Genomic DNA, 13179 nt, shown 5'->3' with positions numbered 1-13179 from the left:
CTGCAGCCGCTGCAGCTCCCTTTTTTATGCTTCTTCAAAGTAGTCTTTGTAAAACCCGCCGATACGTCCGGTGTTGTCGATAATGAAAATAAATTCATCGGTTTCGTTTTTTACCGGATACTGCCTCCCCGGGGTCAACACGCTGTCCACCTTGTATTTGGCTGCTTGCGCATGCCTGCATGTTACATATCTTAAGGTTTCACTATTCTTCCACTGCTCATGAATCATGATAAGCCTCCTAATCATCTGAGTATTTGTTTATTGTAGCATATTACCTGCTGTGAAGCCGTCCCTGATACAAAAAGACGCCCCTTCGAAAAGGAGCGCCTGCGATAGTTCTGAGCTTACAGCACAAACATGCCGGCAATCGATGCACTCAAGAGTGATACTAAAGCCCCTGCTGCTACTGCCTTCAGACCCATTTGAGCAATATCATTGCGGCGCGTCGGCGCCAGCGAAGCGAAGCCGCCTAAAATGATAGCAAGGGACGAAAGGTTTGCAAATCCACAAAGCGCAAAGGTAATGATCGCCTGGGATTTTTCGCTGAAGGAGTCAATTTCCGGTGCAAAGTTCGCGTATGCAACAAATTCGTTTAATACCAGCTTCTGGCCGATAAATCCGCCGGCCTGGAGAGCTTCGCTCCACGGTACGCCAATCATGAAGGCAACTGGGGCGAACACATAGCCAAGAAGCAGTTCAAGCGTAATGCCGTCAGCACCAAACAACCCAAAAATTGCACCAAGCAGCAGATTAACCAGCGCAATCAAAGCAACAAACGCAATCAGCATCGCCCCGACGTTCAAGGCAAGCTGCAGGCCGGTGGAAGCTCCTCGGGCTGCGGCGTCGATCACGTTGTGGGACTCAGTATCCTTTTCCACTTTAATTTCGTCCGTGGTTAAGCTGAGGTCCGGCTCCGGGAAAATCACCTTCGCAATGATCAGCCCGCCCGGTGCTGCCATAAAGCTCGCGGCAAGCAAGTAATCAAGCGGAATACCAAGCCCGGCGTAACCGAACAGTACCGACCCGGCTACCGACCCGAGGCCCCCGGTCATAACAGCGAACAGCTCGGACTTTGTCATGTTCGGCAGAAACGGACGAACTACAAGCGGGGCCTCCGTCTGTCCGACGAATACGTTGGCGGCTGCCGACATGGATTCGGCTTTACTCGTTTTCAGAAGCGCAGAAAGCACCCCGCCGATGAATTTGATGATGACCTGCATGACCCCGATATAATACAAAATACCGATCAGGGAGGAGAAAAAGATAATAACTGGAAGGACGGTAAATGCAAACGCGCCAGTCGCTGTAATATCTTCCCCAAACAGGAATATGTATCCTTCGCTGGCAGTATCTATTACCGACTGTACAGCACGTACTAGACCTTCGAATAAACTACTACCCCAAGGCGACCCTAATACTAAAAATGCAAATACGAGCTGGAACAGAAGCCCTACGAGTACGGGACGAAAACGAATTGATTTTTTTCGGGAAGAGAGTAAAAAAGCTAAAAACAGGACAAAAACAATTCCCATCAATCCCCATAATATGTTCATATACCCACCACCATGTATGTAAGATTGATCTAATCCTTAAAGAGTAGATCAAAGTTAATGTATCAAAAGGCGGGCATGAAGTAAATAACTATATCCTCTTATGGCTAAAAATTATGTGATTTCTCAATTATCAGTCAGCTAACCCTGCCGTTAATAAGAAAGCGGTTACGAAATTCACAGGTGATAAAAGGAGAAAACCCTGGCACCTCCCCAGGGTTTTCTCCTGCAATATAATATCTACTCTACGCTTAACCGCAGATCGGGCAAATGATTTAAAATAAACTGGGCTTTATTTGTGTCCACCTTCATTTTAAACTGACGGTAATATTTTAACGCTGTTTCAAAATGTGCAGGCATATGATGGTATTCATCCATCACCCGGTCAAAGGCGTCGTAGGCAAGCATTAATGAACTGACCATCTCTGTAAGAGGTAAAATATATTTATCGGTGCCATGGTGCGGAGATGTGCACAGTGTCATCTGCTCGACCTGGTCGTCAAAAAAAGCAGCAGCGTCCTCTACGTACGGGCGGTACACGGATTGAACACTTTTTGCTTTTTCTTCAAAGTACGAGCGCCATTCACGGCAGAAGCTGATCATGTACGGAAGATCGTCCCGTGTAATAACGATATCAAAGCCTGCCTGACGGACACGATCCATACTCATTGGTTCCATCTTCTCCTGGTGTAAAGGCAGATAAAAGAATTTGCGACGATAAGCTTTCATGCTGCACCCCGTCTTTCTACTGTTTTCGAGCATATTTTAAAATATTATAACATCTTGCTCCATTGTTTCCTACTGTTTTCCCTTACTTTTTTCAGATTCACCGTGGCTTATTTACCATTCGAAGGAAAAAGGCATGTCCGTATCCACAGCCCCCCGGATTTTCGTGATCCGCAGCGGCTCTTCGTTCAGCCATCCTCCAAACGGCAGAAGCACCGGATACCGGTTTCCGCCGATTCCGACGTATATCTTTCTTTCCGTGGGAAGGTACTGGGCTGTATGAATAGTGCCGGACCAATGCTCGTAATCATTCGAATAAATGGAGTCGGTATCATGATTAAAGCGGGCAAACGCGCTGTAGGCCGTTTCCCGTTCCCAGTCAATGGAGCGGATGCGGGCTTCGCGTTCCCGGGAATTGCCCATCAAATGACGGTTTTCCTCCTGCATCGACGGCACGTTAAAATGATTGGTGCACGCTACTTCCCCCGCCGGGCGCACAGCCGTACCCCGGGGCGACGCTTCCACTACTGCGCTCTCGCCGTAGGCGTCCATCATGGAGTAGTTGAACGAGTGCCGGTGCGGAAGCTCCTGCAGAAGCCGTACCGCTTCTGCGGTAGTGCGGCACGTTTCAAGTACAATCCTGAGCAGGTTGGAGCAGACAATTCCGGGTTTTGGCTTAATGCGGTGGACGAAATGATACCCGATGGAAAGGCCGTATTCATTCATTGCATCCGAACGGCCGATAATCCGCTGGGCAAACCCCGCTGTTCCTGGTCCATTGACTGGCTTTGTGAACAAAAACCGCCCTTCATACGTACTCGGCAAATAGTCATAATTTCGAATGTACATCCCGTTTGCCATCAGTCCGCTGCAGCCGGAGCGCACCTTCGATGCCTGATAGCCGCTGAACTCCTGGAGCACATCCGGAAAAGACCACTCAAGCCCTTCAGCCAGCCCCTTTAATTCTTCCCACAAACCGGGCACGTACAGCTGATAAAGTTTTTTCACGTCTTCCACCGGAACATCGAATTTTGCGAGTGAACGCTTCAAACGCTCATTATAATGGTAACGAACGAGCGGCGTATGTTTTAAATAACGTCCCTGCTGATAGCCGATGTCTGCATAGGTCCCTCTGTATGCTTTAACGTCAACATGAATATTTTTCATCGATCCTTCGGACTCCTTTGCCCTGCTTTTCTGTTCGCTTTTAAGTATAGAAAAAACGGACCCATTTATCGAACCATCTGCACCTCAGCATAAAAAAACGCCCAAAAACCGGGCGTTTAAAAGAAATTTTTTAATTTTACAGGCAGGACCAGCGTCTTACATCGCTAATGAGCTCGAGGGTTTCACTGTCGCGGAATGAAGTCTGTTCGAGAGTTTCTTTGAACAGATAAATAACAATGGTATGGCGGTCCCGGTTATCAATCATTTCTACGCCGGTTTTTCCCTCATTGCCATTCACAATATCGAGATCCAGGCGTTCGCTTACTTCTTCAATGGAAGTTCTTCCTTTTGGAATATCAAGCACTACTTTCAGGAAATTTTCCCTGTCATCATTAATCATGCCCCAGCGTTTTCCGAACCAGGCCCGGCAGCCGGTCATACTTACTAACGTATATCCATACGGAGGCGTCGGGACGAGTTTTGTACTGGCCCACCCTCTTAATTCCATCGCGTTTGACAATTCTTTCGCCTTTTCCTGAACGAATGTCAGTTGATTTTCCTGTACTTCCATTTTATAGCCTCCTTAAAAATCTCGTTTTACCGCTTGGTTTGCCTACCACTCCCCACGATATACATTCGTCCATGCGTGTAAATAAATATATCATAATTGAAAGCGGTTGTCGATAAAATGAAAGAAAATTCAAACAATGTTCTCCATTACATTCACTCGGAATGCTTTTTCATTATACCTTATTTTCATACTTTTAAAACATCTCGTAAAAATTGCACTTTTACTGTTAGAATACGATAGAGAGTGTTAATATAAGGAGATGAGTTTTTGAGCTGTTCAAATGTGAAAGTTCGAGGCGTTTCTTTAGATGAAGAAACAAGATGCGCCCATTATCATACATCCGTCGATATTGTTGCCATGAAGTTTTATTGTTGTGGACGTTGGTACAGCTGCCACGCATGTCATGAAGAAAGCGAGAGCCATCCTATAGAACCCTGGCCTTCTTCTTTATTTTCCGAAGAAGCAGTTTTGTGTGGAAAGTGCTGGCACACTATGAGCGTGTCTGCTTACCTTCATGCTGATCATCGATGCCCGAATTGTCATGCGGCATTCAACCCAGGATGCCAGCGCCATGCTTCCATCTATTTTTCGATGTCACAGGGCTGAGAAATTTTTGAAAACCATTAGGTCTTCCTGACCTTTTTTTTCAACATAAATGCCTTTATTATAGATTAGTCGTTAATAGGTAAAGCACAGGCGGAGTCAAATGACGTTCAAAAACTACTCAGACCATCCAGAAAGGAGTTTGACCCGACTCGTGAATGCTCAAAAAATAACGTACATACTTGCTGCAGTAGTCGTAGCAGGACTGCTCATTTACGTAGGCGTAACAAATTTTGGAGGAAGCGATCAAAGCGGCTCCAGTTCAGAGGAAGAAAGTGCTCAAAATGACTCGAATTCCAGTTCAGGGGCCTCAAGCGACATAGCCTCCGGTTCCGACTATGAAGGCTACGGGGTCAGTACGGATAACGAGCTTGCTACAGAGGCAGGCATGAAAATCCTTGAACAGGGAGGTAACGCAGCGGATGCCGCAGTTGCCACCTCCTTTGCCCTGACGGTAACTGAACCATACGGCTCAGGAATTGGCGGCGGTGGATCTGCGCTTGTGATGAACGGGCCGAACGCCGACCCTTCGGTGTACGATTACCGGGAGGAGGCCTCCACGACTAACCGTGCTTTGAATGTAGCTGTGCCTGGTTTTGTTAAAGGCATGGCTTCCCTGCATGAAGAACAGGGCAGCGGTCAGTTTACGCTTGCTGAGTTAATGCAGCCGGCCATTGATTATGCCGAAAACGGATATGAAATCAATAGTTATCTGGCCAGCCGCATGTATTACGCTCAACCAAGATTAAATCAGCAAAATTCTCCTGATTTTTTCGATGAGAATGGCAACCTTCTTACTGAAGGTGATACACTCGTCCAGGAAGAATACGCCCAGACCCTCCGCACGCTTCAGGAACAGGGGCCGGAAAGCTTTTACAGCGCGGATGGAGCTATTGCCCAGCAGCTGACGACGGATTATTCACACATAACCCCGGAGAGTCTCGAGCAGTATGACGTGCAGACGCCCGATGTCGCTCAGGGGACTTTTGAAGGCCAGAATGTATACAGCGCTCCTTCTCCTCTTTCCGGCGTAACCCTGATTCAAATGCTTGGCATGGGTGAGCGTCTGAATATTGGCGAAGCGCTTCAGGGAAATGAAGCAGATTACATTCATACAATGAGTGAAATTACCCGGGAAGCTTATTATCAGCGTCTTGAAAATTTAGGAGATCCGGAGTTTAATGAAATTACGACAGAGGAATACGTGAGCGAGAGTACTATCGACGATCTGGCACAAAATGTCCGGGAAGAGCGTCTTGATACCGAAGCACTCGAAAACGAAGTAGGATACGAGTCTTCTGACGGACAAAATACGATCACCCACTCCAGCACTACCCACGTGAATGTAATGGATGAAGATGGAAACACCGTAGCTCTTACGAACACGCTTGGTAATTTCTTTGGAAGCGGACAGACATCCGGCGGCATGTTTTTAAACAATCAGTTGAACAACTATAACGAAACGGAGTCTTCTCCGAATAATATCGAAGTTGGCAAGCGACCGAGAAGCTTCATTGCCCCTACTATTATTCAGGACCCGGAGGAAGGTACAGTAATGGGGATTGGCTCCCCTGGCGGCTCACGTATTCCAACTGCTATGGCAGAAGTTATTTTCCGCATGGAATATTTAGACCAGAGCTATGAAGAAGCTTTTGCAGCTAACCGTTCCTTTGTGGATGTGGTCGAAGGACAGGCAACGCTGGCAGTAGAAAATGGAGATCAGGCAGAAAACGCTGAGCTTATTGAAGAAATCAATAACAAATACGGGGACCGCTACTTTATCGCCCCGGACAAAGGCCCTTCCTATTTCGGAAACGTCACGGCTTTAATTAAAGACTATGACGATGAAGAAATGCAGGGCATCATTGACCAGCGCCGCGGAGGCTCTGCTCAGACTCAATAAAGGAGAAGTGAATGTGAACATTTTAAAGAAAATCGGCCCTTACCTCTTTTTGTTTGCTTTAGTGCTGTTTATGTATTTCTTCAAGGTGGACGCTGAGTTGTCTACCACGGAAGAACTTGAAATCAATAACGCATTAAATACCCCGCCGGAAACAGAAACACAGGAAAACACAAATACCCAGTAACTATTTTCCTGAATTAACGTCTTAGTAAAGGCATTGTTTGCAGGAGTGTCTCTTACACACAAGAGACACTCTACGCTTGCAATGAGACGATTACTCTGGGCAGAAGCGGGTATGGAATACTGTTGGTGTTATTTGACATTCAAAGGGAGATAATATTAGAGAGTACCAAGGAGGTAAAGCATCGGATGTTATTATTATACGGTTCATGTATAGCGATCGCGGCAGTAGGCATTTTTGAACTGCGCCGGCATCAGAAAAGGGTCGATCAGATCCCGCTGCGCATTAATGTAAACGGCGTTCGCGGCAAATCAACGGTGACCCGCCTGATTACGGGAATGCTGAGCGAAGCTGATTACAAAGTAGTTGGCAAGACAACCGGGACACAGGCACGGAGAATTTACTGGGACCGGACGGAGAAACCAATCGAACGTTCACTAGAGGGACCAAATATCCGGGAACAAAAAGAAATCCTAAAGCACGCTTCGAGTCTTGAAGCCAATGCATTTGTCAGCGAATGTATGGCAATCAATCCGGATTATCAGCGCGTCCTGCAGGAAAAATTCCTTCAGGCGAACGTCAGCGTCATTTTAAACGTATTTGAAGACCACATGGAAACACTCGGCCCAACGCTGAAATACGTAGCAGAAGCATTCAGCTCCACTATTCCATACAATGGCAAGCTCATTTTGTCCAACGGCCCTTATTTTCACTACTTCAGTGAAATAGCTGAAAAAAGAAATACGGAAGTATATCTGGCCAACCCGGAAGAAATTCCGGACGGTTTTATCGACAAATTCGATTATATGCTTTTTCCGGAAAACATTGCTGCAGCCCTTGCAGTAGCCCGCGCTGTCGATATCGATAAGCGTACAGCACTTTCCGGTATGCTGAATGCCAATCCAGACCCTGGTGCTCTACGGATCGTCACTCTTGAAGATGGCAGCCGGGAACGCTCCCACTTCGTAAACGGCTTTGCGGCAAACGATGCCCGTTCCACGCTTGAGATCTGGTCACGCGTACGGTCGTCAAGCTACATGACTGACAATCCGATGATCATTATCAACTGCCGTGAAGACCGGGTAGACCGGACCGAAGAATTCACAAAGTACGTTCTTCCTTATTTACCGGCAGAGAAATTAATCCTTATCGGCGGAAATGTACGGCCGATTACCCAGGCTTTTGATCAGGGTGATTTGCCTTTTAATTCCGTTATCAATTTGGAAGGCGAAGATGCAGATGCCATTTTGGCCCGGGTGAAACAGGAAGCTTCCCATTCGCTTATATTTGGAATTGGAAACATTCACGGTGCTGCTGAAGAATTTATGGAAAAACTGTATGATTCACCGGAAACACTCATTAGTAAAGTCGGCGAGGAGGCCATGTAACATTGTTTGGTACAGATCTTTATATCGCATTAGTCGTAGGAGTTATTATTAGTTTGATATACGCAGAAAAGACAGGAATTATGCCGGCCGGGCTGATTGCGCCCGGCTATTTGGCAATTGTTTTTGATCAGCCGGTCTTTCTGTTAACGATTTTTCTCATTAGTTTCCTGACGTATTTAATTGTTGCCCACGGACTGTCCCGTATTATGATTCTATACGGACGCCGGAAATTTGCAGCCATGTTGTCTACAGGGATTGTGTTAAAGCTGATCTTTGACTACTTTTACCCTATTCTGCCTTTTGAAATATACGAGTTTCGTGGTCTCGGGGTTATCGTTCCGGGATTGATTGCAAACGCGATGCAGCGCCAGGGCGTCGTCCCTACCGTGGCAAGTACACTGGTTCTTACCGCTGCGACCTTTGTAATCATCACGCTATACTATTTAATTTAGGGGTTCTTACATATGGCCAAGCGATTATTAAACTTCAAAGAAAAATATTTAGCCTACACCAAACGCCAGCGGCGCAAAGCTGGTAAACATGCTGTACTCGGCATTATTATCTGTTTGGTGGCAATGACCCTGATCCGTGTGGTGGAACCCTCTGCTGCTGAAAGCGAGTACGAGCAGGAGCAGGATACCATCTTTACCTCTGCCATGGTCGGTGACATGATGACCGGCCGTCACGTGGAGGAAGTAGCCGAGCAGGAAGGATATGAGTCTCTCTTCCAGTATGCAAAACCAACGCTCGAAGCTGCTGATTATACGATTGGTAATTTTGAAAATCCGATCGTAGATAATCCAGACGAAACCGAAGAAGCCGATAAAATTATTAACCTTTCTTCGAAATCAGGAGCGATTGACGGGTTGGAAGACGCCGGCTTTGACGCTGTTAACCTGGCGAACAACCACCTGATGGATTATCAATATGAAGGCTTGAATGAAACCCTTCAGGCATTTGAAAACTCGAGCATCGACATTGTTGGCGCCGGGGCCAATGAAAATGAAGCCCACGGGTATACGTTAAGCACGCACAATGGCATGGACGTGGCTACTCTTGGCGTGAACGATATTACGTACGCGAATATGGAACAGGCCGGCCCAAATTCCCCTGGTATCTCCACAAGTCAGGACCCTAGTGCTTACATTGATGCGGTGCAGCAGGCTGATCAGGAAGCGGACTTAGTTATTGTGAACGTCCACTTCGGTCAGGAGTATGACAGTACGCCGACGACACGTCAGCGGCAGATGACTGAAGCCATCGCTGACGCCGGTGCTGACGTTATCGTAGGCACTCACCCGCACGTACTTCAGTCTGCGGAAGTATACAACAATACATTCATCATGCACTCCATCGGTAACTTCGTATTTGACCAGGGCTGGACAAGAACGAGAGACAGCGTTATCGCGAACTACTCTCTTGCCTCCGATGGCACGGCTCATCTGGAAATGCAGCCCTTCCGGGTATTTGAAGCATCACCCCGTCCGGTCGAAAGCGCGTTCCATCGTGAACGGATCTTCCGTCAGCTGACGAAGGATACACAAAACAAAGATGCCATTGTGGAAAACGGGGAACACCTTGTGTTTGAAGCAGACCACTCCAGTGTAATTGACAGCATGGAGCAAAACGGCAACCAGAATAACAACCAGAACAATACTCAAAATTAATAAAAATGATCTTTGCACACCTGCTGGTTTTAAACTGGCAGGTGTTTTTTTATGAATTTAAATATTTACATTACAGTAAATGAAATTTTTGTTTTTTTTATAAAAAGCCCCTGATTTCTCAGGGGCTACATCGTTTCCATCGTTATAGTCGATCCATTACCCCCAGGGCTTGCCGGAGTAACCATCAGCCGTTTTGGCACCCGCTGCTGCATGTCCGGGACGTGGCTGATAACCCCTACCGATAAATATTCCCCGTGAAGGTTTTCCAGGGCCTCCATCACCGTATCAAGCAGGTCCTGATCAAGCGTGCCAAATCCTTCATCCAAAAAGAAGAATTCCAGCGGATACTGCCCTTTCAGCTGAATGGATGTTGAGAGTGAAAGGGCAAGAGCAAGGGAGGTTAAAAACGTCTCTCCCCCGGAAAGCGTGGAAACCGGACGGTATACTCCTCCGTTTGCATCATCACGAATAACGAAAGCATTCTGCTCGTTTACTTCAATGGCATAGCGTCCTCTCGTTAAGGCGTGCAGCCGCTGGGAAGCCTCTCTTGTCACCTGCACCAGCTGTTCTTCGGCCAGAAACTCGACAAATTTTCTTCCCTTCATAATTTGGTCAAGATCTGCCAGCCGCTCTTTTTCTGCCTGTCTCTCGATCCGGTTTTGTTCGAGCTCCTGATAACGTTCTACTTTCCGTTCGATATCTTCAAGCTTTTCTTTGATTCCGCCAAGCGTTTCTTTGTAATTATCCCACTCGTCCGAAGCTTCGTTGTACTGCTGCTCTATTTTATTAAATGTCTCTTCGTTTACCCGTTCGTTTTGAAGCTTTGCCTGCAGCCGGTTCTGTTCGTACTGCAATTCTTTTTGTTTTGTATCAAACTCCTCCACCTGACGCTGCAGCTCTGTTTTTTGCTCTTCCGATAACGAATAGGCAAGCACCTCCTCTGGAGAAACAGCTGAACCTTTCTGCTGTTTCTGGCGAAGCCATTCGTCTTCAGCTGCTTTTCGTTTAACTTCAGATTTTTGCAGCGATTCAGCGCTTTCCCTGCTTGAGGCTTTCGTTCGCTCGTATTCCCTTTCTGCTTCTCTCTGCAGCTCCTGCAGCTCTTCTTTTTCTGTTTTAAGCGCATCCTCCCGCTTGTTGACCGCGTCCTTCCACTCCTGTTTGGTTCTTCCTTCAAGCTGTTCATTTAGCTTGTGTTCTGCTTCCTGCCTGGCCTCTGCAGTCTGCTTCCTTTCTGACGCCGCTACAGCTTCCCGGCTTTTTACCTCATAGAAGTGGCGCTCCTGGACAGCACGTTCGTTCCGTTTTTCCTCCAAATACTTCTGGCCGTCATCGATGCGCCGCTGGAGAGCTTTAATAGTTTTTTTGCGCGCTTTCGCCTGTTCGTATTCTGTATCAAACTGCTCCAGGCGAAGAGGCTTAAATGTCTGTTCCCACTGATTTTTTTGTTCCTGCCACTGCTTTTGAAGCTGTGCCAGTTTATTTTCCTGCTCTTTAGCTTCTGTTTCCTGCTGGGCTGCTTTTACAGAAAGACGGTCGTTCCGCCGGTTCCAATCCTCCCACGAACGGTTCAATGCCTGCATCTGTTCCTTTAGCCGGTCTACCGTTTTCATTTCTGCTTCCCAGCGGGCAAACGCGATGCTCTCCTCTGTCTCCTCCGGATCACCTTCTTCTTTCTGCTCTTCTCCGTAAGAAAGCGACGAAGCTACATGCTGGAGGCCAACTTTCGTATGCTCCCAGGCGGTTTTCCACCGACGCAATGCCTCGATTTCTTCCTCTGTGTGCCCCTCTGTTTCTTCCTCCGGGCTGGCAGCCGGTGCAGGGTGCTCCACAGCTCCACATACCGGGCACGCTTCTCCGTCTTTCAGTTCTTCTGCCAGCGCATGCAGCTGCCGTTTCTGTTCAGCCTGCTGCTTTTTTTCAAAGCGTCTTAATTCCTGATCAATGAGCCGGATATGCACTGCCGCCCGGCTGTACCAGTAATAGATATTCTGCGCTGTTTCCTTCGTACGCTTTTGAAGCGTTTGCTGATCTTTTTCAGCTTCCCTGGCTTCTTCCGCAGTATTGTTCAACTTTTCTTTTATGGACGATTCCTGAGCCTGCTGTTCATTCAGCTGCTGGTGAAGGGCATCAAGCCATTGCTTTTGCGACGAAGCCTCCCCCATATCCGGCAGGTCCTCTTCTTTCTGTTCGGCGTCGGCATAGTCCTGCTTGAGCTTTTCGAGTAGCTCTCTCGCTTCCTGCTCTTTCTTCTGTAAGTCATTCACCTGCTCAGAAGCTTCCCGGAATAACCTGCGCTGTTTTTCGAGCTCCTGAAGCTTTTCTTTCTCCAGTTTATTGTGCCGCTGATATTCAGCCTCCAGCGTCTCGATCTGCTCGAGCCGGCGATGCCACTCCTGGAGCAGGCGCTCTTCCTCTTCCCATCGTTTTTCGTTCTGTTCTGCTTTTTTTCCGGCTTCCTGTTTTTTGCGTTCAGCCTCTTCATGCGTCTTTTGTTTTTCTTTTAGGTCCTGCTCCTGCTCCCTGTAATCCTGCCTTGATTTTTGAAAGCTGTCCGCATACGGATACAGGGCTTCATACATTTCATTTTCCTTTAACGTATGACGCTTGTGTTCAATGGAATGCCTCGTTTTTTCCCATTCCTGCATGGAGGCTTCCAGAAGCTTAAGCTCTTCGGTCCAATGAAACTTCTGCTTCGCCTCTTCGTACTGTTTCCTTCGTTCCTCCACATGCTTCTGCTGCTTTTGGACAAGCTGAACCCAACTGGCATGCTCTTCCCGGGCTTTTTTTAAGTCCTCCTGCGAAGCCGGTCCGAGTCCCTGCTGCTCTGCTTCGATGTTATGTACCTCCTGCTCGGCAGATGCTTTCCGGGATTTCACAGAGGCAATCAGCTGATTGCCGTACCGCTCGAGATGAAACAGCCGCTCGAGCATTTTGCTTCGGTCACTGCCCCCGAGATGGAGAAACTCGGCAAATTTCCCCTGAGGAAGTACGACCGCACGGGTGAAATCATCAAGGGTGAGGCCGAGAAGTTCTTCGATTTTCTGATTAACTGCTTTTGTTTTTTCTGCAAGCACTACCGGCTCCCCGGTCTGATCGGTTAACCGGCACAGCTTTCCTGCCATGGTCGCTTCCCCAGTGCGTTTATAATGGCGCTCGATATGATACACCGACGGGCCGAGCGAAAACGTAAAGGAGACGCGAAGCTCGTTTTCCGACTGGTTCATGATTCCTTCGGTTTTGGAAGCCCGCTCCACGTTTCCGTACAAGGCTAACGTCATGGCATCGAGCAGCGATGATTTTCCGCTTCCGGTCGGACCGAAAATACCGAATACCCCGTTTTCACAAAGCGTTTTAAAATCCACCGTCTGTTTTTGGCGGAAGCTGTGCAGTCCTTGTATCTGCAGTTGTAATGGCTTCATT

General features: G+C 47.6%; 12 protein-coding genes. 6 read left to right on the top strand and 6 right to left on the bottom strand.

Annotated elements, in window-relative coordinates:
• Positions 1-24: 24 nt before the first annotated feature.
• The 5 genes from ACTTK7_RS07060 to ACTTK7_RS07040 form a co-directional block, all read right to left on the bottom strand.
• Positions 25-228, bottom strand: a complete 204-nt coding sequence (locus ACTTK7_RS07060; RefSeq protein WP_462866938.1) for a DUF6501 family protein — start codon at positions 226-228, stop codon at positions 25-27.
• Positions 229-344: 116 nt separating this feature from the next.
• Positions 345-1553 (bottom strand): NupC/NupG family nucleoside CNT transporter, encoded by a 1209-nt coding sequence (locus ACTTK7_RS07055; RefSeq protein ID WP_462866936.1) that lies wholly within the window; start codon positions 1551-1553, stop codon positions 345-347.
• A 237-nt stretch (positions 1554-1790) separates the two neighbouring features.
• On the bottom strand, positions 1791-2219 hold the full coding sequence (locus tag ACTTK7_RS07050; protein ID WP_091610979.1) for a hypothetical protein: 429 nt from the start codon (positions 2217-2219) through the stop codon (positions 1791-1793).
• A gap of 171 nt (positions 2220-2390) precedes the next feature.
• Positions 2391-3443: a C45 family autoproteolytic acyltransferase/hydolase gene (locus tag ACTTK7_RS07045; RefSeq protein WP_462866934.1), complete on the bottom strand. Its 1053-nt coding sequence runs from the start codon at positions 3441-3443 to the stop codon at positions 2391-2393.
• Positions 3444-3579: 136 nt separating this feature from the next.
• Positions 3580-4014, bottom strand: a complete 435-nt coding sequence (locus tag ACTTK7_RS07040; RefSeq protein WP_462866933.1) for a hypothetical protein — start codon at positions 4012-4014, stop codon at positions 3580-3582.
• Between the two features lie 282 nt (positions 4015-4296).
• Between ACTTK7_RS07040 and ACTTK7_RS07035 the strand changes: the two genes are divergently transcribed.
• The 6 genes from ACTTK7_RS07035 to ACTTK7_RS07010 all read left to right on the top strand — a co-directional run bounded on the left by ACTTK7_RS07035 (position 4297) and on the right by ACTTK7_RS07010 (position 9756).
• Positions 4297-4620, top strand: coding sequence for a CHY zinc finger protein (locus ACTTK7_RS07035; RefSeq protein WP_462867053.1), 324 nt, complete (start codon positions 4297-4299; stop codon positions 4618-4620).
• A 100-nt stretch (positions 4621-4720) separates the two neighbouring features.
• Positions 4721-6520, top strand: a complete 1800-nt coding sequence (locus ACTTK7_RS07030) for a gamma-glutamyltransferase family protein (protein WP_462866932.1) — start codon at positions 4721-4723, stop codon at positions 6518-6520.
• Between the two features lie 13 nt (positions 6521-6533).
• Positions 6534-6704, top strand: a complete 171-nt coding sequence (locus ACTTK7_RS07025; RefSeq protein WP_462866930.1) for a hypothetical protein — start codon at positions 6534-6536, stop codon at positions 6702-6704.
• 185 nt (positions 6705-6889) lie between these two features.
• Positions 6890-8089 carry a poly-gamma-glutamate synthase PgsB gene (pgsB, locus tag ACTTK7_RS07020; protein ID WP_462866928.1) on the top strand — a complete coding sequence of 400 codons (1200 nt, stop codon included), beginning with the start codon at positions 6890-6892 and terminating at the stop codon, positions 8087-8089.
• Between the two features lie 2 nt (positions 8090-8091).
• Positions 8092-8541 (top strand): poly-gamma-glutamate biosynthesis protein PgsC, encoded by a 450-nt coding sequence (gene pgsC, locus ACTTK7_RS07015; protein ID WP_022792185.1) that lies wholly within the window; start codon positions 8092-8094, stop codon positions 8539-8541.
• Positions 8542-8553: 12 nt separating this feature from the next.
• On the top strand, positions 8554-9756 hold the full coding sequence (locus tag ACTTK7_RS07010) for a CapA family protein (RefSeq protein ID WP_462866926.1): 1203 nt from the start codon (positions 8554-8556) through the stop codon (positions 9754-9756).
• A gap of 125 nt (positions 9757-9881) precedes the next feature.
• Here ACTTK7_RS07010 and ACTTK7_RS07005 read toward each other — a convergent pair whose 3' ends face one another.
• Positions 9882-13178: an AAA family ATPase gene (locus ACTTK7_RS07005; RefSeq protein ID WP_462866924.1), complete on the bottom strand. Its 3297-nt coding sequence runs from the start codon at positions 13176-13178 to the stop codon at positions 9882-9884.
• Between the last annotated feature and the right edge of the window lies 1 nt (position 13179).

The organism is Marinococcus tarijensis (assembly GCF_054971385.1).
Note: the sequence above shows the minus strand (reverse complement) of the source record. Positions and strands in the feature narration are given on the sequence as shown.

Bases quoted from the DNA above. Each gene is read 5' to 3' on its own strand.
- ACTTK7_RS07050 (WP_091610979.1), bottom strand. From the start codon at position 2,219: ATGAGTATGGATCGTGTCCGTCAGGCAGGCTTTGATATCGTTATTACA.
- ACTTK7_RS07045 (WP_462866934.1), bottom strand. From the start codon at position 3,443: ATGAAAAATATTCATGTTGACGTTAAAGCATACAGAGGGACCTATGCA.
- ACTTK7_RS07055 (WP_462866936.1), bottom strand. From the start codon at position 1,553: ATGAACATATTATGGGGATTGATGGGAATTGTTTTTGTCCTGTTTTTA.
- ACTTK7_RS07005 (WP_462866924.1), bottom strand. From the start codon at position 13,178: ATGAAGCCATTACAACTGCAGATACAAGGACTGCACAGCTTCCGCCAA.
- ACTTK7_RS07010 (WP_462866926.1), top strand. From the start codon at position 8,554: ATGGCCAAGCGATTATTAAACTTCAAAGAAAAATATTTAGCCTACACC.
- ACTTK7_RS07030 (WP_462866932.1), top strand. From the start codon at position 4,721: ATGACGTTCAAAAACTACTCAGACCATCCAGAAAGGAGTTTGACCCGA.
- ACTTK7_RS07040 (WP_462866933.1), bottom strand. From the start codon at position 4,014: ATGGAAGTACAGGAAAATCAACTGACATTCGTTCAGGAAAAGGCGAAA.
- pgsB (WP_462866928.1), top strand. From the start codon at position 6,890: ATGTTATTATTATACGGTTCATGTATAGCGATCGCGGCAGTAGGCATT.
- ACTTK7_RS07060 (WP_462866938.1), bottom strand. From the start codon at position 228: ATGATTCATGAGCAGTGGAAGAATAGTGAAACCTTAAGATATGTAACA.